The following is a 20,290-nucleotide window of genomic DNA, read 5'->3' on the forward strand; positions in this document are numbered from 1 at the left end:
AGTTACGGTGACGCTTCACTTCGTGGCAACGCTGCCCTCTCCCCCGCCCCTCTCCCAGAGGGAGAGGGGAGACAACCGTTTGTGCTTCGGCGTTTAATGCGTTGCTCAAACGGCAAAGCCCGGCCAGTCCTGCATGCCCGCCGGCCCGGTGATCTGCGATAACGCGAACGCCTCGCCCTCGCGAATCGTCTCCACCTTGCCCTCGGCAGGGAACCACAGCGCATTGCGCTCGCCCAGCACCAGGCCGGTGGTGCCATCGGAATACAGCGCCGAGCCTTCCGGCAGCGCAAACACCTGCTCCGGCGCATTGATGTGCAGGAACTCCGCGAGCCGCTCTTCGCGGCTTTCGCCGTTGTGCCCGGCGGGCTTGCCGCTGATGAAGTGCGGGTTGATCTGGAACGGCACCAGTCCCAGCGCGCGCAGCGACGGCGGCTGCACGATCGGCATGTCGTTGGTGGTGCGGATGGTCGGGCAGGCGACGTTGCTGCCGGCGCTCCAGCCCACGTACGGCGTGCCGGCGCGCACCCTGGCGCGGATGGCCTCGACGATGCCGGCGTCATACAGGCGCTTGAGCAGCGCGAAGGTATTGCCGCCGCCGACCGCGATGGCCTCGGCCTGCTGCACAGCGCGCAGCGGATCGGCGCTGTGATGGATCGATTCCAGCGCGTAGCCGAGCTTTTCGAACACCGGCCTGACCATGCCTTCGTAGGTATCGAAGCTGAAGGTCACGCCGGCGAACGGCACGAACAGCACCTTGCGCGGCTCATGCTTCAGCAGCGTGTGGATCTGCTCGCCGGCGTGCTCGAGGTAGCCGAGCTTGTCCTTGCGCGAGCTGCTCATCAGGAGGATGCGTTGGGTCATGTCTTGCGTTTCCGTCGGTTCAGGAGTCGGGTCAGGCGATCGCCGCGCGCACCAGCGCGGCGACGCGGTCGATCTCGTCATGCGTGTTGAAGTAGTGCAGCGATATGCGTGCCATGGTCGACACGCCGTAGCGCGCCAGGATGGCGTCGGCCATGAAATTGCCGGCTTCGATGATGCATTGCTGCGCTTCCAGCGCGGCGACGATGCGGGCCGGGTCGATGCCGCGCACGTTGAACGGCACGATGCCGATGCGGTGCGCGACGTCGGCCGGGCCGTACAGCTCGAAGCCGGGGATCGACGACAGCTTCGCCACCGCGTATTCCGTCAGGTCGCGCACGCGCGCTTCGATGGCGTCGATGCCGAGCGCGGCGGCGTAGTCGATGGCGGTGCCCAGGCCCAGGATGGCCGGCACGATCGGGCAGCCCGCTTCGAAGCGCTTCGCGCCCGGCACCAGCGACAGTGCGCCGGTGGCGCGGTCATAGGCGCCGTTCCACCAGCCCACCAGCATCGGCTCGACCTGCGCGATCAGCTCGCGGCGCACGTACAGGAAGCCTGAGCCCTCGGTCGCGCGCAGCGCCTTGCGGCCGCAGCCGGCGAGGAAATCGCAGCCGAGTTCGGCCACGTCCGAGCGCAGCATGCCCACGCTCTGCGCACCGTTGACCAGCGACAGCACGCCGTGCCGGCGCGCCACCGCGCAGATCTGCGCGGCGGGCTGCACCGCGCCGGTGGAATTGGGCAGGTGCGAGAAGGTCAGCAGGCGCGTGCGCGGGGTGATGGCGGCCGCGAAGGCCCCGGGCGACAGCAGCCCTTCTGCATTGGCCGGCACCATCTTCACCACGATGCCGTGCGCTTGCTCCAGCCGGCGCCACGGCAGCAGGTTGCTCAGCATCTCGGTGTCGGCCACCAGCACTTCATCGCCGGCTTGCCAGGCGATGCCGCGCGCGACGATCGAAATGCTCTCGGTCGCGTTCTTGGTGAAGGCAAGCTCGTCGGCCGCGCAGTTCAGCCATCCGGCCAGCCTGGCGCGCACGGCTTCGACGCGGGCATAGGTCTCTTTGCGGAATGCCGGCAGATAGATGCCGACATGGCCGGTGTCGAGCAGGTAGCTGCGCACGGTCTCGAGCACGGCGTCGGGCGGGATCGACGCCGCGGCGGTGTCGAGATAGATGGTGGACGCCGTCAGCGGGGTGTCGGCGCGGATTGCCTGGATATCCATGGAACGTCTCGGGAAATGACAGAGGGGCGCAGCGCGTGCGCCCGCAGGTAGGGCTTACTTCTTCAGCTTGGTGACCGATCCGAAGAAGCTGAACAGGGCATCGCCCGCGATCACGCCGCCGGCGAAGGCGCTCATCTCGGCCACATGCTTGTCGCCGCGCAGGCGCTGCAGCACGAAGCGGATCGCCAGGCCCGCCAGCACCGCCCAGCCCGCCAGCGGCGAGGCGATCAGCATGCCGGTCGAGAGCAGGATGCCGAGCTGGCGCTTCGAGCCGCCGAGCCACTGCAGCAGGGCGCCGGGAACGGCCCAGATCATCAGGTTGCGCGCGATCTCGGCCGACGAGCCCGCCTTGATCGAGGCCGCGTAGACGCGGTCCACCGGCGGGATCAGGCCCTGCGCGAAAAAGCTGCCGTGGAACACCAGCACCACCACCGCGGCCACCGCGAAGCCGATCATCGCGGCCAGGAACTGCTGCTTGCGCCCGGCCAGCTCGGCCTCCATGTCGCGGCCTTCGCCGCGCAGCAGGTAGCCGGTCTTGAGGTCATAGCCCATGTCGGCGAAGGCCGGGCCGGTGGCGGCCGAAAAGCCCACCAGCACCGCCAGCGCGGTCGGCGGGAAGCCGATCAGGATGCCGATGGTCAGCGTGATCAGCGCCACCGCGAAGGCCGGGAACCAGCCCGAATGCATCGCCGCGATGCCGACGATCAGCTCGTGCACGTAGGCGGCAAAGGCCGCGTACAGCACGAACAGCACCAGCATGCCCAGCGACATGTCCGAGATATGGCCGGCCAGCACCGAGATCAGCAGCGCGATCGCCAGGTAGATCAGGAAGCCGCCCGACAGGATGCGGCTGGCGCGCGCGGCCGGAACTTCGATGGTGCGCGCGTCGGCCGCCGGGGCGTGGCGCGCACGGCGGATTTCATGGGCCACCTGGAACAGCGCGACGATGCCCGCGCCGATCATCAGCCCGTGGGGGATATAGGCCTTGGCGATGTCGATGCCGGTCAGCGCCACGGAATAGCCGCGCACCAGCAGGCCGATGCCGAACATGGTCAGTGCCGCCAGGTTGCCCAGGAAAGCCGCGCCGAACGCGGACATCGGCACGCCCAGCCATGCGCCGCCCACGCCCACGGCGATGCCCAGTCCCAGGAAGGCCGCCTTGCGCCCGCCGCGGTCGCCGGCCCAGATGGCTTCGGCGGTGGGGCGATGCCGGCCGGCCAGGTGCCGGTGGCCGGGAAGATCTTGCTGCCGAACAGGAAGTACAGCATCGCACCGTCGACGAACATGGCGATCACCGCGCCGATCAGCATCGGCGTGGCCAGCTCGGGCATGCCCATCGCATACGGCACGCCGATCGGGATCATCAGCGAGTTGGCGGCGCCGAAGGTGGCCGACGAGATCGCGGTCTGCACCAGGTTCTGCCGCTCCAGCACGCGGAAGCGCCGCGTGATCTCGAGCGGGATGCGCGAGAACACGATCGCGATCAGCGCGCCGATGATCGAGGTGTTGGCCGAGATGCCCAGCGACACGATCAGCTGCATCCCGATCATGGCACCGAACACGGACAGCGCCACGGAGACCAGCAGCAGCAAGGGCTCCATGAAGCGCGTCCGAGTCGCGGGCTGCGCCGTCATCGGCGCGTTCAGTTGTGTTGGCATGGTCATGTCTTCCACCGCTCCCCGTAGTGTTGTCTGGTTTTGTCTGTTGTGTGTGATGCCTGGCGCGCGCTCAGCGCATGAAACCGGCCACCGGGCCGATGGTGGTGCGCGCCGTGCGCAGCGCCTGCAGCCAGCGCGGCGCCGCCTCCGGCGTCAGCCGCTGCAGCGGACCGGCGATGGCCAGCGACCCCACCACCGCCTGGCTGTCGCGGTGGAACAGCGGCAGCGCCAGCCCGGCCACCGTGGCGGCGGATTCCTCGCAGGTATAGGCCCAGCCGTCGGCGCGGATCTGCGCCAGCCGCGCTGCCAGCCCGGGCGCGTCGCCGCAAAGCCGGCGCCGGAACGCCTCCGGCTGGAACGCCAGCATGGCCTTGGCATGCGCGCCCGCGCCGAGGTCGAAGCGTTGGCCCACCTCGATCGAAAAGCGCAACTGGTGCTGGCTGTGCGCGATGTCCGTGCACAAGCCGTGGTCACCGTCCAGCCACGACAGGAACACGGTTTCACCGCATTCCCGCGCCAGTGCCTCGAGCGCGGGCTGCACCACCTCGGCCGGTGAAAACGTCTTGCGCGTGACCTGGCCCAGCTCGAACCAGCGCAGCCCGAGCGCGTAGCGTGCCTGCGCGTCCTGCACCAGGAAGCCGTTGGCGGCGAACGTCGCCAGCACGCGGTGCACCACGGCATGGTGCACGCCGCTGTGGCGGGCCAGCTCGCGCACGCCCCAGTTGGGCTGGCGCACGGTGAAGTGGGTCAACAGCGCCAGCGCGCCGTCCAGGGTCTTGAGCATTGCCGAGCGAAACTTCGAATTACTTGTGTCTCTATATAAGAGACAACGTCTCTGATACAGAGAAATGCTAGGCCTCGCTGTCACCTGCAACAATCAGGGTTAACGCGCAGTCGTCTCCCGGATCGGGGCGAATATCGACCCATGCGCCCTTGCCTATACTTGGCGCAGGCCGACTGCTACGGGAGGCACCCATGGCTGCGGAAGACCACGGTTACGGCGACGAAGCGGCCCGCATCGCGCACCGCCGCCGCCTGCTCGGCATCGCGCCGCGCACGCATGAGGGCCAGCGCAACTGGGCGCTGGCGTTGTCCGGCGGCGGCATCCGCAGCGCCACCTTCTGCCTGGGCGTGATGCAGGCACTGGCCGGCACCGAGATGCCGGCAAACACGACCGCGGCGACCCCGCCCGGCGCGCCCCAGACGCCTGCGGCGAGCGCGGCCGCCGCGGCGCAGACCGTGCCCGGGCTGGCTTCGCTGCTGGCCCAGTTCGATTACCTGTCGACCGTCAGCGGCGGCGGCTACCTCGGCGCTTTCTTCGTCAGCCTGTTCGTGCCCGGTCGCCTGCGCCGCGGCACCGGCCCGGTCCAGGCCGCCGCCGACGCCTACCACACGCTGCAATGCGAGCCGCCGGGCCGCATCCACACCTCGGTGTCCTACGCTGCCGACCCTGGCCGCGGCGCGGTCGCGTGGCTGCGCGAGAACGGCCGCTACTTGTCGCCCACCGGCGCGGGCGACAACCTGTATGCCGCCGCGCTGGTGGCGCGCAACTGGCTGGCGATGCACTACGTGATCGGCAGCGCGCTGCTGGTGTTGCTGTCGCTGCTGACGCTGCTGCTGCACGGCGCGGCGGGCGCCTGGTACGGGTTCGGACGCTATGAGATGGACCTGCTCCACGATGCGCGGCAGGCCTTCAACCAGGGCCAATGCGCGATCTGGTGGAGCCCGCTGCTGTGGCTCCCGCTGGTGACAGTGGTGCTCGGCGCGGTGCCGCCCGGCCTGGCGTACTGGCTGGTCTATGCGCGCGCCAGCGAGCCGCAGGCGCCAGGGCGCTTCTTCAGCCCCGCGCCGATGTTGGCCACGCTGCTGGGACTGCTGTTGCTCGCCGCCGCGTACTGGTCGGAACGGATCGGCGCGCGGCCGCTGCCTGCGCAACTCTTTGCCGCGCTGGGCGTGCTGACCTGGCTTGGCGTGCTGGCCTGCCTGGTAATGCTGCAGGGCGAGCCGCGCACGGTGTCCGGCTATCGCGTGCGGGCCACGCGTGCGCTGCGCACGGCGGTCACGCTGACGCTGTGGCTGGCGGCACTGGGCGTGGCCGATACCGTGGCGCGCACCACTTACCTGTATGCCCAGGCTGCCGGCCATCCGTGGGGCGTGGCGCTGCCCGCGAGCGCTCTGGGCGTGCTGGTCTGGCTGGTGCGCTACGGCGCGCGCTGGCTCGAGGCAGGCCGCAAGGGCAGCGCCGGCTCTGCCTGGCGCGCACTGTGGGCGCGCCTGCCGGTCTCGCTGCTGGCCGGGGCGGCCGCCGCGGTGCTGGCGCTGCTGCTGTACGTATTGTGGTCGTGGCTGGTGCTGTGGGTGCGCTGGAATGGCCGCGAGCCGGTCGACTGGCTGGTGTATGGCACCGCCTACACCGGGCCGGCGCTGGCTACGCTGACGGCCGTGGCACTGGTCCTGGCGCTGGTCGCCGGCCGCTTCACCGGCTTCCTGAACCTGTCCACGCTGCAACCCTTCTACGCGGCGCGCCTCACGCGCGCTTACCTGGGCGCGTCCAATGGCGAGCGCTTTGCCGCGCCCGATCCCGATCCGGCGGCGGACCGGCGCCGGCGCGCGCGCTTCAGCGTGGCCGAGCCGGTGCCCGGCGACCAGCTCAGCCTCAATGCCTACTACGATCCGCACGTGCTGGCGCCGCTGCACCTGATCAACGTGACGCTGAACCTGACCGTCGATCCGGCCGAGCAGCTGGTCCAGCGCGACCGCAAGGGCAAGCCGCTGTGCCTGGCACCCGGTGCTGGCCTGCCGCAGCGGGGCGCGGCAAGCGCGATCGCGCCGGACGCCCATGCGCGCTTCACCGTCGATGGCTGGCAGTGCTGCCCGGATCTGTCATGGCCCTCGTCGGGCAAGCTGGCGCAAGCGCTGACGGTGGGTGACTGGATCGCGATCTCGGGCGCGGCGGTGTCCACCGGCCTGGGCCGGGCCACCACGCTGGGCACATCGCTGCTGCTCGGACTGGCCAACCTGCGGCTGGGTACATGGTGGCCGTCGTTCCCGGCCCGCTACGCGCGTCGCGGCGGGCGCGAGGGCGAGCGCGGCCGCCATCCCGAACGCGCCACGCATCCGTGGCTGGCCGCCGGCATCTTCCGCACGCAGTATTACCTGGGATGCGAACTGAGCGGGCGCTTCCACGGCACGCGACGCGGCTGGCAGTACCTGTCGGACGGCGGTCATTTCGACAACACCGGCGTCTACGAGCTGCTGCGTCCGGGCCGGGACGTCGCGCTGATCGTGCTGTGCGACTGCGGGGCCGATCCCGACTATCGCTTCGGCGACCTTGCCAACCTGATCCGCCTGGCGCGCATCGACCATGGCCTCGAGATCGTCGTCGATACCGAGGCCGCCACCACGCATCCGGTGCTGAGCCGAGTCTTCGGCATGCCGGACGATTTCGTGCCGGGTCAGCCGGCCAGCGCCGGCGCCGCCGACAAATGCGCGGTGCTGCTCGACGTGTTCCGCACCGACCCGGCCTGCGCGGCGCCGCGCGCGCGCGTCTGCCGCATCGTGCTGATCAAGCCGCGGCTGGTGTCATGGGCGCCGGCCGACGTGCGGCACTATGGCACCACGCACCCGGCCTTCCCGCACGAGGGCACCGGCGACCAGTTCTTCGACGAGGCGCAATGGGAAAGCTACCGGGCCCTGGGGCATGCACTTGGCAAGCGCGTGCTGGGCGGCGACGTGGGCAAGGCGCTGCTGGCCTGAGCGCGCGCCGAGCTGGCCTCAGCGCACGAAGCCGATCACGTCTTCCAGCCGGCCGCTGGCATCGCGCAGCGCCTCCAGCAGCCGCGGCACGGCGGCGTCGTCAAGCCGCTGCTGCGGCCCGGCGATGGCGACCGAACCCACCACCGCACTGCGGTCGCGCGACCATAGCGGCAGGGCCAGTCCGGCGACGCTGGCCGCGGCTTCTTCGCGCGTATGCGCCCAGCCGCGTTCGCGCACTTCGGCCAGCTGCTGCTCGATGCGCTCCCGTTCCAGCGCGGTATGCGGACCCATGCGCGCCACGCCCTGGCGGTACACCTCGTCGCGGAAGGCCTTGTCCTGGAACGCCAGCATGGCCTTGGCGTGCGCGCCGGCATAGAGCGGGAAGCGCTCGCCCAGCTCGATCGAAAAGCGCAGCTGGTGCTGGCTGTGTACCAGCCCCACGCACAGGCCTTCATGGCCATCGAGCCACGACAGGAACACGGTCTCGCCGCTTTGCGCGGCCAGCTTTTCCAACACCGGGCGCACGATCTCGTCGGGCGAGAAGCTCTTGCGCACCACCTGCCCCAGCTCGAACAGCCGCAGCCCCAGCGAATACTTGCCGGTGGCCGCGTCCTGCACCAGGAAGCCGTTGGCGGCAAAGGTGGCCAGCACGCGGTGCACTACGGCGTAATGCACGCCGCTGTGCTTGGCCAGCTCGCGCACGCCCCAGGTGGGCTGGCGCACGGTGAAGTGGGTCAGCAGGGCCAGCGCGCCGTCCAGTGTCTTGAGAGTCATCGATCGTTCCTTCGCATCGGGCTGAATGGTAAGGGCAAGCGGCGCGCGGCTCAATCCTTGCGCCCCCGCTGTGGCCCCACCGCGCCCGGCGATACCCACGCCGCCCGCAGGGCCGCAAAGCCGCCGCCAGCACGATCCGCGCAGCCTCACTACCATAGCGAACCATCCGCATTGCAGCGGGCGGCGCCCGTGTGGCGTGCACCGCCCGCCCGACCACGACATGAACCGCGACTCTCTCCCCGCCGGCAACGGCATCGCCTATTCGGTGCTCGACCTCGCTCCCATCCCGCAAGGCAGCGATGCCGGCCAGGCCATGCGCAACTCGCTTGACCTGGCGCGCCATGCCGAGCAGCTGGGCTACCACCGCTACTGGCTGGCCGAGCACCACAACATGCCCGGCATCGCCAGCGCCGCCACCGCGGTGCTGATCGGCTATGTCGCCAACGGCACGCAGCGCATCCGCGTGGGCTCCGGCGGCGTGATGCTGCCCAACCATTCGCCGCTGGTGATCGCCGAGCAGTTCGGCACGCTGGCCTCGCTCTATCCGGGCCGCATCGACCTGGGCCTGGGCCGCGCGCCCGGCACCGACCAGGCCACCGCGCGCGCCCTGCGCCGCCATCTGGCCAGCGACAGCGCCGACACCTTCCCGCAGGACGTGGAAGAGCTGCAGGCCTACTTCGACGACGTGCGCCCGGGCCAGCGCCTGCGCGCGGTGCCCGGGGCCGGCCTGAAGGTGCCGATCTGGCTGCTGGGCTCGAGCCTGTTCAGCGCGCAGCTGGCCGCGGCGATGGGGCTGCCGTTCGCCTTCGCCTCGCACTTTGCGCCGGGTTTCATGCGCCAGGCGCTGGACCTGTACCGGCGCACCTTCCGCCCGTCGGAAACGCTCGACCGGCCCTATGTGATGCTGGGCCTCAATGTGTTCGCGGCCGATACCGGCGATGAGGCGCGCCGGCTGTTCAGCTCGCTGCAGCAGCAGTTCCTGGCGCTGGTGCGCGGCACGCCGGGGCAGCTGCGTCCGCCGGTCGACGATATCGAAGCGCTCTGGAACGAGAGCGAGGCCGACCATATCCGGCGCTCGCTGGCCTGCTCGGTGGTGGGCGACCCGGATGCCGTGCGTGCCGGCATGCAGCGCTTTGCCGATGACCTGCAGCCGGACGAGCTGATGATCGCCGGCCAGATCTACGACCACCAGGCGCGGCGGCGATCGTTCGAGATCGCCGCGGCTGCCGCGCGCAGCCTCAAGGCCAACGCCGCGCTCTGAGCTGTTCGGTATGACGCACGCCGCACTTGCGGCGTGCGCCGGCCGCTGTCTTTCATTTCCTGCCGGTTCTGGTTTGCAAAGCGCCGAGGCGCTCGGATACATTAGAAGGCCGACACCAGACAGAGGCGTGGCCAGCCAGGCACGCGCCCGCATAGTCCGCCCGATCCACCGTCCCCAAGCAAAATCCCGGGGTCGAGGGCAGCGACGACAGGAGACAGCGATGGACCTGCGGCAACGCGAGCACATCGAGACGGTGGTCCAGGCCACCGCCTACCTATCCCCGCCAGCCCTGCTCGCGGAGCGCATCGCGCATGACGCGATCATCCAGAATTCATGGCGGCGCTGCGTGCACCAGTACGGGCTCGATCCCTCACGCATGCAGGAGGCGCGCATCCTGCCGCAGACGCGCCTGCGCGAACACCAGGAGCGCATCGACGATTTCGCCCGGATTGCCCGCCACGGCTTGCAGAGCCTGCACGCCCAGGTGGCGGCGCTGGGCTACGTGGTGCTGCTGACCGATGCCCAGGGCGTTACGGTCGACTATATCGGCGACACCCACACCGATGCCGCGCTGCGCCACGCCGGCCTCTACCTTGGCGCGGAATGGAGCGAGAGTGGCGCCGGCACCTGCGCGGTCGGCACCGCGCTGGTCACCGGGCAGGCGCTGACCGTGCACCAGGCCGACCATTTCGATGCCACCCATATCCCGCTGACCTGCACCGCGGCGCCGCTGTTCGACACGCATGGCAAGCTGCACGCCATCCTCGACATCTCGGCGCTGGTCTCGCCGCAAGCCAAGGACAGCCAGGGGCTGGCGCTGCAGATGGTGCGCATCTACGCGGCGCATATCGAAAACGCCAATTTCCTGCGGGCGCACCGGCGCGACTGGATCCTGAAGCTGAACGTCGCGCCCGAGTTCGTCGACGTCAACCCGGAATACCTGCTGGCGCTCGACGATGCCGGCCGCATCGTCGGCCACAACCATCGTGCCCGCCTGATGCTGGAGACCGAACTGAGCGGCATGCCCGGCGCCACCGTGCTCGGGCAGCCGTTCGAGACCTTGTTCGACGCCCGGCTGGAAGAGCTGGGCCGCTATGTCTACTCGCGTCCCAGCGAGCAGCGCCTGGTCGCGCTCAACCGCAGCGGCGGCCTGCTGTACCTGAGCGTGATGCCGCCCGCGCTGGGCTGGCAAGCTCCAGCGGCACCGGCGCAGGTGGCGATGCCGGCGCCGCTGGCGGCGCTCAGCGGCGGCGACGCCGCGCTGGCGCAGCAGCTGGAGCGCGCCGCGCGTCTGGTCGATTCACCGATCCACCTGCTGATCCAGGGCGAAACCGGCAGCGGCAAGGAGTTCTTCGCCAAGGCGCTGCACCAGGCCAGCGCGCGCCGTGCCGGACCCTTCGTCGCGGTGAACTGCGCGGCGATTCCCGAGACGCTGATCGAGAGCGAGCTGTTCGGCCACCTGCCCAACAGCTTTTCGGGCGCCGGCTCGCGCGGCAAGCGCGGGCTGATTCAGGAGGCCGACGGCGGCACGCTGTTCCTGGACGAGATCGGCGACATGCCGCGCGAGCTGCAGTCGCGCCTGCTGCGCGTGCTGGCCGAAGGCGAGGTGCTGCCGGTGGGCGCCGCCCGCCCGGTGCCGGTACGCCTGCGCGTGATTTCGGCCACGCACCATCGCCTGGAACAGCTGGTGGCCGAAGGCCGCTTCCGCGAGGACCTTTACTACCGCCTGAACGGCGCGCGCTTCGAGTTGCCGCCGCTGCGCGCGCGCACCGACCTGGACTGGCTGGTGCGCAAGCTGCTGCAGGAGGGCACCGGCGACCCGGTGACGTTGTCACCGGCCGCGAGCGAGCGGCTGCGCCGCCACCGCTGGCCGGGCAACCTGCGCGAACTGCGCAACGTGCTGGAGTACGCGCGCGCGGTCTGCAGCGGCGGCTATATCGACGTGCACGACCTGCCCGAGGCTGTGACCGGCGCCGCTGAACCGGCTGCCGTAGCGGCCGAGCCGGCACCGGTCGATCGCGCCCCGGACCACGACACCGCCGCCCCGTTCGACCCGCACCAGCTGCCCCCCGAGGGCATGCTGCTGATGCAGTACCTGCGCGCCTCGGGCTGGAACCTGAGCGCGGTCGCGCGCCAGATCGGCATCAGCCGCATGACGCTGTACCGGCGCATGGAGCGCTACGGCATCCAGTCGCCTAACCGGCGCGACGGCGGCGAGCAGTCGTAGCATCACGCCACCGTACCCGTTTCTGCGAGGGCGTTCGCGCCTTCTCGTCTTCCTGACTTCTCTTTCCGTCGGCTTTCGCCAGGCGCGTGCGGCGACGCCGGTGAAGAGACGTTACGCGTGTCCACTCCGTACACCTGTACTGTGACACCTGTCTCGCCCTGACGGCCACCCAGGCCGCTCGCCTGGCGCAAGCGGCGGCGATTTCTGCGGGTTATCCCTGAAGCCAGGGCCCCGCAAGCGCCCGCCTTGTGCCATCGCAATGCCATCCGGCCACTGGCACAGCCATTGCAAAGTCGCCTGTCACCACAACGACAACACAGGAGACAGGCAATGGGGCAGCCAAGGTTCGCCGATGCGCCGCTGGTCGGCATCATCGCCAATCCGGTTTCCGCGCGCGACATCCGCCGCGTGATCGCCAACGCCAACAGCCTGCAGCTGGCTGACCGCGTCAATATCGTGCTGCGGCTGCTGGCCGCGCTGTCATCGTGCGGCGTGCGGCGCGTGCTGATGATGCCCGATCGCGAGGGCCTGCGCGTCATGCTGGCGCGGCACCTGGCGCATCGCCAGGGCCCGGACTCGAGCCTGCCCGAAGTCGCGTATCTCGACATGCCGGTGGCCTCGCGCGTCGACGACACGCTGCATGCCGCGCGCTGCATGGCCGATGCGGGCGTCGCCGCCATCATCGTGCTGGGCGGCGACGGCACCCACCGCGCCGTGGTGCGCGAATGCGGCGCGGTGCCGATCGCGGGACTGTCGACCGGCACCAACAATGCCTACCCCGAGATGCGCGAACCCACCGTCACCGGGCTTGCCACCGGCCTCTATGCCACCGGCCGCATTCCCGCCAGCCAGGCGCTGGCTTCCAACAAGCGCCTGGACATCGTCATCCGCGACGGTAATGGCAACTTCCGCCGCGATATCGCGCTGGTCGATGCGGTGATCTCGCACGAACACTTCATCGGTGCGCGCGCGCTGTGGAAGACCGACACGCTGGCCGCGGTCTACGCGTCGTTTGCCGATCCCGAGGCGATCGGCCTGTCCGCCATCGCCGGCTTGCTCGAGCCGGTGGGTCGGCGTGAAGAGGGCGGCCTTGCAATCGAACTGGCCGCGCCGGGCGCGGGCGAATTCGAACTGAGCGCGCCGATTGCGCCCGGCCTGATGTGCACCGTGCCCATTGCCGGCTGGCAGCGGCTGGCGCACGGCCGCCCCCATCGCGTGCGCCAGCGCAGCGGCGTCGTCGCGCTGGACGGCGAGCGCGAGCTGACCTTCGGCCCGGACGACGAAGTCACCGTCACGCTGCACGACCACGCGTTCCGCAGCATCGACGTCGCCGCGTGCATGCGCCACGCGGCGCGCCATCACTTGATGCGCAGCGTGCCACAGCACGCCCTGGCCTGAGCACGCCGGGCCGCGCACCCACCGATTTTCTTGAAGTGCAACACCTGAAAACGAAGGAGACAGAGATGACAGCCAGAGCTTCGCAAGATCCGGCGCAACCCCGCGGCGCGCTGCCGCTCGACAAGGAGACGCTGCTGACGGTGTACCGCAAGATGCGCACCATCCGCGATTTCGAGGAACGCCTGCACGTGGACTTCGCGCGCGGCGACATCCCGGGCTTCGTCCACCTGTACGCCGGCGAGGAAGCCGCGGGCGTCGGCATCCTGCATCACCTGCACGACGGCGACCGCATCGCCAGCACGCACCGCGGCCATGGGCACTGCATTGCCAAGGGCGTCGACCCGGTGGCGATGATGAAGGAGATCTACGGCAAGAAGGGCGGCTCGTGCAATGGCAAGGGTGGCTCGATGCATATCGCCGACCTGTCCAAGGGCATGATGGGTGCCAACGGCATCCTGGGCGCGGGCGCACCGCTGATCTGCGGCGCCGCGCTGGCGGCCAGGTTCCGCGGCAAGGGCGAAGTCGGCATTACCTTCTGCGGCGACGGCGCTTCCAACCAGGGCACCTTCCTGGAAAGCCTGAACCTGGCCGCGGTGTGGAACCTGCCGGTGATCTTCGTGATCGAGAATAACGGCTACGCCGAATCGACCTCGCGCGACTATGGCACGGCGGTCGACAGCTATGTCGACCGTGCGGCGGGCTTCGGCATCCCGGGCGTGACCGTCGACGGCACCGATTTCTTCGCGGTCCACGAAGCCGCCGGCGAAGTCATCCGCCGCGCCCGCGAGGGCGGCGGGCCGTCGCTGCTCGAATGCAAGATGGTCCGCTTCTACGGCCACTTCGAAGGCGATGCGCAGACCTACCGCGCTGCCGGCGAACTCGACGACATCCGCGCCAACAAGGATTGCCTGAAGCTGTTCGGCCGCACCGTGACGCAGGCCGGCGTGATCGCGCGCGAAGAGCTGGACGCGATCGACCGCGAAGTCGCCGCATTGATCGAGCACGCCGTGCAGGAAGCCAAGGCGGCGCCCCAGCCGGGCCCGGAAGACCTGCTGACCGACGTCTACGTCAGCTACTGATCCGCCGCGCGCAAACCAATTATCAGGAGACAGACATGGCTCGCAAACTGAGCATCAAGCTGGCGATCAACGAGGCGATCGACCAGGAAATGACCCGCGACCCCAGCGTCATCATGCTGGGCGAGGACATTGTCGGCGGCGCCGGCGCGGATGGGGAGAAGGACGCCTGGGGTGGTGTGCTGGGCGTGACCAAGGGCCTGTATGCCAAGCATGGCGACCGGCTGCTGGACACGCCGCTGTCCGAATCGGCCTACGTGGGCGCCGCCATCGGCGCCGCGGCGTGCGGCATGCGCCCGATCGCGGAACTGATGTTTATCGACTTCATGGGCGTTTGCTTCGACCAGATCTTCAACCAGGCCGCCAAGTTCCGCTACATGTTCGGCGGCAAGGCCGAGACCCCGGTGGTGATCCGCGCCATGGTCGGCGCGGGCTTTCGCGCCGCCGCGCAGCACAGCCAGATGCTGACGCCGCTGTTCACGCATATCCCCGGCCTGAAGGTGGTGTGCCCGTCCACGCCGTACGACACCAAGGGCCTGCTGATCCAGGCGATCCGCGACAACGACCCGGTGATCTTCTGCGAGCACAAGAACCTCTATGGCCTGGAAGGCGATGTGCCGGAAGGCGCCTATGCCATCCCGTTCGGCGAGGCCAATATCGTGCGCGATGGCAAGGACGTGACGATCGTCACCTACGGTCTGATGGTGCATCGGGCGCTGGAAGCGGCGGCGACGCTGGCGAAGGAGGGTATCGAGGCCGAGATCGTCGACCTGCGCACGCTCTCGCCGCTGGACATGGATACGGTGCTGGAGTCGGTAGAGAACACCGGGCGCCTGGTCGTGGTGGATGAAGCCAGCCCGCGCTGCAATATCGCCACCGATATCTCCGCGCAGGTCGCGCAGCAGGCCTTCGGCGCGCTCAAGGCCGGCATCGAGATGGTGTGCCCGCCGCATACGCCGGTGCCGTTCTCGCCCACGCTGGAAGACCTGTATATCCCCAGCGCGGCACAGATCGTCAATGCCGCGCGCAAGACCGTGAAGGGAGGCAAGCACTGATGGCAACGGATGCAATCACCCCGATCGTGATGCCCAAATGGGGCCTGTCGATGAAGGAGGGCACGGTCAATGCCTGGCTGGTCGACGAAGGCACCGAGATTACCGTGGGCATGCCGATCCTCGATGTGGAAACCGACAAGATCGCCAATGCGGTGGAGGCGCCCGACGCCGGCACGCTGCGCCGCAAGGTGGCGCAGGCCGGCGACGTGCTGCCGGTGAAGGCGCTGCTTGGCGTGCTGGCCCCTGCGGAGGTGAGCGATGCGCAGATCGATGAATACGTCGCGGCGTATGAAACGCCGGCGGACGATGGCGGCGACGAGGATGCCGCCAGCGCGTACCAGTTTGCCGAGGTCGACGGCATCCGGGTCCGCTATGCCCGCAAGGGCGACGGCGCCCAGGCCGTGCTCTTCATCCACGGCTTTGGCGGAGACCTGGACAACTGGCTGTTCAACCTCGAGCCCCTGGCCGACGCGTACACCGTGGTGGCGCTCGACCTGCCCGGCCACGGACAGTCGTCGCCGCGGCTCGCGGGCACGACGCTGGCGCAGATGGCCGGCTTTGTAGCGCGCTTCATGGACGAGGCCGGGATCGAGGCGGCGCATGTGGTCGGCCATTCGATGGGCGGCGGCGTGGCCGCGCAACTGGCGATGGATGCGCCGCAGCGGGTGCTGTCGGTGGCGCTGGTGTCGCCGGTGGGCTTCGGCGAGGCCGTCAACAGCGACTATACCGATGGCTTCGTCAAGGCGCAGTCGCGGCGCGAACTCAAGCCCGTGGTCGAGCTGCTGTTCGCCGATCCGGGGCTGGTCAGCCGGCAGATGCTGGATGACCTGTTGCGCTACAAGCGGCTGGATGGGGTCGACGAGGCCCTGACCGCGCTCGGTCAGGGCCTGTTCGGCGGCGGCCGGCAGAGCGAGCAACCGGGCCAGCGCCTGGCCGACAGCGGCAAGCGCGTGCTGGTGGTGTGGGGCGGCCAGGACCGCATCATCCCGGCGGCGCATGCCGAGGCGGCGCCGCCCGACGCTACTGTCAAGGTCTTTGCCGATGCCGGCCATATGAGCCAGATGGAGAAGGCCAACGACTTCAACGCGCTGCTGAAGACCCACCTGGCCGGCTGATGCCGCCCGCGGACGGCGCCACCATGCGCCGTCCAGGCGGCCCCGGGGCCGATTTACCAAAGGACACTTCCACATGACCACAGACCTGAAGACCCGCCTGGCGGAGATCAACAAGCAATTCGGCGCGCTCGGCCAGGCCCAGCCCGGCACGATGAGCGCCTTCCAGGGCGTGATGAAGGCCGCCACGCAACAGGGCAGCCTGCCTGCCGAACTCAAGGAACTGGTGGCGGTCGCACTCGCCGTGCAGAAGGGCTGCGACGATTGCGTGCTGTTCCACACCAGCCAGGCACTGCGCCATCGCGCGAGCCGCGAGCAACTGGCCGAAGTGCTGGCCGTCAATATCGAGATGGGTGGCGGCCCCGGCGCGATGTACGCGGCCAAGGCGCTGGCGTATTTCGATGCGCTCAACGCCTAGGGTTGCTAGACTCGGCGCATTGCCACTCCCGGGGCAGTTCCCAACCGATGCCGTTTGAACTTGTCGATCCCGCCGCCCCCGCCCACGCCGGCAGCGACCCGCTGCAGGAAGAACTGGCGCTGCTCGAACTCGCTGCGCAGGGCCGGCAGGTGGCACGGTTGTGGGAGGCGCCGCAGTCGCTGGTGGTGCCGCGCACCTACCTGCGCCACGCGGCGCTGGAGACCGCGCGCGCCGATTTTGCGCAGCAAGGTTGTCCCGTGTTTCTGCGCATGTCCGGCGGCGGGCTGGTGCCGCAGGGGACCGGCATCCTCAACCTGAGCCTGGCTTACGCCGTCGGCCAGCCGCCAGGCGCGCTCAGCGACGCGGTCTACCTGCACCTGTGCGCGGTGATCGGCGGCGCGCTGCGAGTACTTGGTATCGAGACGCACTGGCAAGCGGTGGCCGGCTCCTTTTGCGACGGCCGCTACAACCTCGCCTGGGGCCCGCCCGAAGCCGCCCGCAAGATCGCCGGCACGGCCCAGTACTGGCGGCGTGCGCCAGCGGCGATGCAGGCGGCCGACGGCCAGCGCCACCTGGTGCTGGCCCATGCGGTGCTGCTGGTCAGCGCCGACCCGGAGCAGATCAACGCCCGCGCCAATGCCTTCGAGGCGGCCATCGGCAGCGAGCGGCGTTATGACGCGGGCAAGGTGGTCAGCGTGCGCGAGGCGCGTGTGGCCAGCGGGCATGCCGCGCAGGACGATGTGGTGCTGATGGCAGAGGTCTCGGATGCGCTGCGGTGGAGCCTCGGCCAGCATCCCGCCCCGGCCTAATCCTTTGCCGCGCCGCCTGGCAGGAAGCGGATGTCGCCGTACCAGGCGCGGGCAGAGGCACGGGTATTGTCGGTGTCGGTCATGATGCCGTAGGCCTTGAGCGGTCCGGGCGGCTCGTGGAATACGCGTTCATAGTCCCGCGCCAGATTGCGCCGCAGGGTCTGCCATTTGCCGGCATCGTCGGCGCCGGATACCACGATCATTTGCACGCGGCCGGTATGCGGGTTGGGGATGACGCTGCCGGGCGCGGCGCTGGTCGACCACACGTACATCAGCGTGGCATAGGGCAGTTCCTCGCCCGCCACGGTCCTGGCCAGTTGCATCGCGGCGCGGTCGCCCAGCGAAAGCCTGCTGGTGTCGCCGTCGAAGAAGAACACCAGCCGCGCCGGCGCGTCCTCGCGCGCGCCGTCGCGGTTGTCGGCGCCCGGTATCGCGCCGTCTGCCTTCCAGCGCCAGGCCACCACGGGCGTCCGCGACAGGTCCACATCGCCCGCATGCATCAGCGCGGACGCCGAGCCATTGGCTTGTGCCAGCAGCACCGTCCTGCCGTCCTCCGCCACCAATTGGTACTCGGTCCTGGCCTTGCCTTCGGCGACCGGTAAATTTTTCCAGTCTGTCGGGAGCGCGCCGCCCGGCTTGCGGTCGGAAAGAACAAGTCCAGGCTTGCCGCTTTGCGCCGGCGCTGAAAGCGGGGCCAGCAGCAGGGTGGCACACAAGGCAAGGGGCAACGCATGGGTGGTCGTCATGGTGGATCAGCGGAATACGAGACGTGGGACCGAACGCAAACCGTGTGCCCGAGCGCCGTGGACCCTGTTTGATCTGACCACCACAAAAAAATCGCGGCCCGCGAGGGGCCGCAAATCGGGAATGCGAGGAGTGTCAAATTCCTCAAGAGACGTTATCGACGCAAACCGGCCTCACAAGACCCCTCTTCCGTGGGGTCTATGAATCACAAGTACGAAGGCGAGCGTCCGCTTACGCGATCAGGTAGGCGGGAGGCGGCTCTGGTCGGACCGAGGCGCGCTGTTTGCGAACATTCGCTTCCAATTCGTGGTGAGCGGCATCGAGCCAGTCCACGCGATGCCGAACCGGATCCTTGGCCGACAAGGCACTGGCGGCGATCTCTCGCAGGAAGTAACGCACCATGCTGCCCGCGCGCGCCGGCACCGGCATCATTCCCAGCAACTGGCGGCGCGCCAGCAACCGGCGTGTGACCGCGTGCTGCAGCGCGGCCCAGGCGGTGCGGCCCAATGCGATGTATAGCGCGTCGGTGCGCATCTGCCGCACGGCGCCGAGGAACTGCGTCTCGAATACGTCGCGCAGCATCGGCGCGTCGAGCAGTTCTTCCAGCGGGCCGTCGAATGCCAGCCCGCGCCGCGTGGTGGCATGCGGCAACAGCGCGAGCGGCTGCAGGCGCTCGAAGCCATCGTTCCACAAGGCGGCGGCATGCGGCAGCCCGACCAGTTCGGGCACGCGGAAGTGGTCGAGCATGCGGATCAGGTTGGGCCGCACCAGCTTGCCGCCCAGTTCGACGCGCCGCTTGTTCTCGCGCTGGATCACGCGCCCCGGCGCATGGGTGTGCAGCAGTTCCTCGGTCACCGCCGCGGCCAGCCGCACATGCGCATGGCCCGGCGTGGTGCTGACCAGCACCAGCGCTGCCTGCGGATTCAGGTATTCGCACGGTACGTAGTGCATGGCGTAGCTGCTGTCCCGCGCCACCACGACGGGTTTCGCGATCACGCCGCCGGCGCCCGCCAGCCGTATCTGCGCGCAATAGGCTTCAATGAAGTTGGTCAAGGCATCCCCCCGCTCGCTTCGTTATTTAAGCGTTTTTATTGTTTTTGCTTTTCGCCATGGTAAGCCGGCGATGCGGCACAGAGTGTGTCGGCAGTGCCGTTTTGACCACTTCCCGGATGGAACTTGGTGGGCCAGCCAACACAGCACATGGGCGTGGCGTCAACGGGGCGGATCGCGGCGTAGCGTATTGCGGCTGGCGGTCATGGCCGTGACACGGCATCCCGCAAAAGAAAAAAGCCGGACACGATGCCGTGTCCGGCCAACCCATTTGCTGACTCAGGTGGTGTCAGAACCCGAGAACTCAAATGCTAACGATTCTCATTTGCTGTGACAACCCATCCGTGAACGGGGTTAGCCGCGTCATGCCATCGAGGTCTGGATCGAGAACTGGCCGGACAAGGTCTTGTGCACCGGACAACGATTGGCGACACGCAGCAGGTCTTCGATGATCTGGGGCGACAGGTCGCCGCTGACATTGACCTCGCGCTGCATCGTATAGGTGCCGTTGGCTTCCTCATGACCGACCGAAACCCGGACGTCAGTGACCGCGTAGCCCTTGCGCTTCGCATACAGCTGCAAAGTCAGCGTCGTGCAGGCGGCGAGGGCGGAGTCCAGCAAGTCATGCGGATTCGGGTAGTGGGTGTCGCCGCCGGCGGAAGCGTCGAGATCGGCTTGCCACTCGGCAGTGCCGTTGGTCAGTTGGCAGATGCTGTTGCCCTGGCTTGGCTTCCATGTCGCTTGGATAGTCATCGAACGTCCCCATCTCATCAAAGAACGGCCCCGCGGGCCGGAACGACCATTCTATAAGTAGCGTCGCCTCCGGTGAGAAGCGCCGAAAGCGGCGCATTCCTGCCAGTTTCGGCTGGCTCGCA

At 68.9% G+C, this 20,290-nt stretch carries 16 protein-coding genes and 1 pseudogene; 9 read left to right on the top strand and 8 right to left on the bottom strand.

Annotated features, from left to right (window positions below; translation table 11 throughout):
• Positions 1 to 105 precede the first annotated feature (105 nt).
• From pepE to MKD50_RS24470, 4 genes and pseudogenes are all read right to left on the bottom strand, one after another.
• Positions 106 to 861, bottom strand: a complete 756-nt coding sequence (gene pepE, locus MKD50_RS24455; RefSeq protein WP_240071412.1) for a dipeptidase PepE — start codon at positions 859 to 861, stop codon at positions 106 to 108.
• Between the two features lie 31 nt (positions 862 to 892).
• Positions 893 to 2,077, bottom strand: a complete 1,185-nt coding sequence (locus tag MKD50_RS24460) for an aminotransferase class V-fold PLP-dependent enzyme (protein WP_252669047.1) — start codon at positions 2,075 to 2,077, stop codon at positions 893 to 895.
• Positions 2,078 to 2,131: 54 nt separating this feature from the next.
• Positions 2,132 to 3,741, bottom strand: a pseudogene (locus MKD50_RS24465) (OPT/YSL family transporter).
• Positions 3,742 to 3,805: 64 nt separating this feature from the next.
• Positions 3,806 to 4,519: an IclR family transcriptional regulator gene (locus tag MKD50_RS24470; protein WP_252669049.1), complete on the bottom strand. Its 714-nt coding sequence runs from the start codon at positions 4,517 to 4,519 to the stop codon at positions 3,806 to 3,808.
• A gap of 191 nt (positions 4,520 to 4,710) precedes the next feature.
• On the opposite strand from MKD50_RS24470, the gene MKD50_RS24475 reads away from it, so the two are divergent.
• Positions 4,711 to 7,491 (top strand): hypothetical protein, encoded by a 2,781-nt coding sequence (locus tag MKD50_RS24475; RefSeq protein ID WP_252669051.1) that lies wholly within the window; start codon positions 4,711 to 4,713, stop codon positions 7,489 to 7,491.
• Positions 7,492 to 7,509: 18 nt separating this feature from the next.
• On the opposite strand, the gene MKD50_RS24480 is transcribed toward MKD50_RS24475, so the two are convergent.
• Positions 7,510 to 8,265: an IclR family transcriptional regulator gene (locus MKD50_RS24480; protein ID WP_252669053.1), complete on the bottom strand. Its 756-nt coding sequence runs from the start codon at positions 8,263 to 8,265 to the stop codon at positions 7,510 to 7,512.
• Positions 8,266 to 8,485: 220 nt separating this feature from the next.
• Between MKD50_RS24480 and MKD50_RS24485 the strand changes: the two genes are divergently transcribed.
• The 8 genes from MKD50_RS24485 (at position 8,486) to MKD50_RS24520 (ending at position 17,621) form a co-directional block, all read left to right on the top strand.
• Positions 8,486 to 9,526, top strand: coding sequence for an LLM class flavin-dependent oxidoreductase (locus MKD50_RS24485; RefSeq protein WP_115699430.1), 1,041 nt, complete (start codon positions 8,486 to 8,488; stop codon positions 9,524 to 9,526).
• A gap of 220 nt (positions 9,527 to 9,746) precedes the next feature.
• Positions 9,747 to 11,753 carry a sigma-54-dependent Fis family transcriptional regulator gene (locus MKD50_RS24490; RefSeq protein ID WP_115699431.1) on the top strand — a complete coding sequence of 669 codons (2,007 nt, stop codon included), beginning with the start codon at positions 9,747 to 9,749 and terminating at the stop codon, positions 11,751 to 11,753.
• A 330-nt stretch (positions 11,754 to 12,083) separates the two neighbouring features.
• Positions 12,084 to 13,151, top strand: coding sequence for an ATP-NAD kinase family protein (locus MKD50_RS24495; RefSeq protein WP_240071417.1), 1,068 nt, complete (start codon positions 12,084 to 12,086; stop codon positions 13,149 to 13,151).
• A gap of 65 nt (positions 13,152 to 13,216) precedes the next feature.
• Complete coding sequence (locus MKD50_RS24500; protein ID WP_115699433.1) at positions 13,217 to 14,230, top strand: thiamine pyrophosphate-dependent dehydrogenase E1 component subunit alpha; 1,014 nt, start codon at positions 13,217 to 13,219, stop codon at positions 14,228 to 14,230.
• A 35-nt stretch (positions 14,231 to 14,265) separates the two neighbouring features.
• Positions 14,266 to 15,282: an alpha-ketoacid dehydrogenase subunit beta gene (locus MKD50_RS24505; protein ID WP_018005967.1), complete on the top strand. Its 1,017-nt coding sequence runs from the start codon at positions 14,266 to 14,268 to the stop codon at positions 15,280 to 15,282.
• Positions 15,282 to 16,397, top strand: coding sequence for an acetoin dehydrogenase dihydrolipoyllysine-residue acetyltransferase subunit (locus tag MKD50_RS24510; RefSeq protein ID WP_252669055.1), 1,116 nt, complete (start codon positions 15,282 to 15,284; stop codon positions 16,395 to 16,397). The genes MKD50_RS24505 and MKD50_RS24510 overlap by 1 nt, the downstream gene beginning before the upstream one ends.
• 73 nt (positions 16,398 to 16,470) lie before the next feature.
• Complete coding sequence (locus MKD50_RS24515; protein WP_111520933.1) at positions 16,471 to 16,812, top strand: carboxymuconolactone decarboxylase family protein; 342 nt, start codon at positions 16,471 to 16,473, stop codon at positions 16,810 to 16,812.
• Positions 16,813 to 16,859: 47 nt separating this feature from the next.
• Positions 16,860 to 17,621, top strand: a complete 762-nt coding sequence (locus MKD50_RS24520) for a lipoyl protein ligase domain-containing protein (RefSeq protein WP_252669057.1) — start codon at positions 16,860 to 16,862, stop codon at positions 17,619 to 17,621.
• Here MKD50_RS24520 and MKD50_RS24525 read toward each other — a convergent pair.
• The 3 genes from MKD50_RS24525 to MKD50_RS24535 all read right to left on the bottom strand — a co-directional run bounded on the left by MKD50_RS24525 (position 17,618) and on the right by MKD50_RS24535 (position 20,168).
• Positions 17,618 to 18,367 carry a DUF3047 domain-containing protein gene (locus MKD50_RS24525; RefSeq protein WP_252669058.1) on the bottom strand — a complete coding sequence of 250 codons (750 nt, stop codon included), beginning with the start codon at positions 18,365 to 18,367 and terminating at the stop codon, positions 17,618 to 17,620. The genes MKD50_RS24520 and MKD50_RS24525 overlap by 4 nt on opposite strands.
• Before the next feature lie 229 nt (positions 18,368 to 18,596).
• Positions 18,597 to 19,418 carry a hypothetical protein gene (locus tag MKD50_RS24530; RefSeq protein ID WP_240071421.1) on the bottom strand — a complete coding sequence of 274 codons (822 nt, stop codon included), beginning with the start codon at positions 19,416 to 19,418 and terminating at the stop codon, positions 18,597 to 18,599.
• Positions 19,419 to 19,778: 360 nt separating this feature from the next.
• Positions 19,779 to 20,168 carry an OsmC family protein gene (locus tag MKD50_RS24535; RefSeq protein ID WP_252669060.1) on the bottom strand — a complete coding sequence of 130 codons (390 nt, stop codon included), beginning with the start codon at positions 20,166 to 20,168 and terminating at the stop codon, positions 19,779 to 19,781.
• Positions 20,169 to 20,290 lie beyond the last annotated feature (122 nt).

Origin of the sequence: Cupriavidus mimosae (assembly GCF_023952485.1) — a bacterium.
Taxonomy (GTDB): domain Bacteria; phylum Pseudomonadota; class Gammaproteobacteria; order Burkholderiales; family Burkholderiaceae; genus Cupriavidus; species Cupriavidus taiwanensis_C.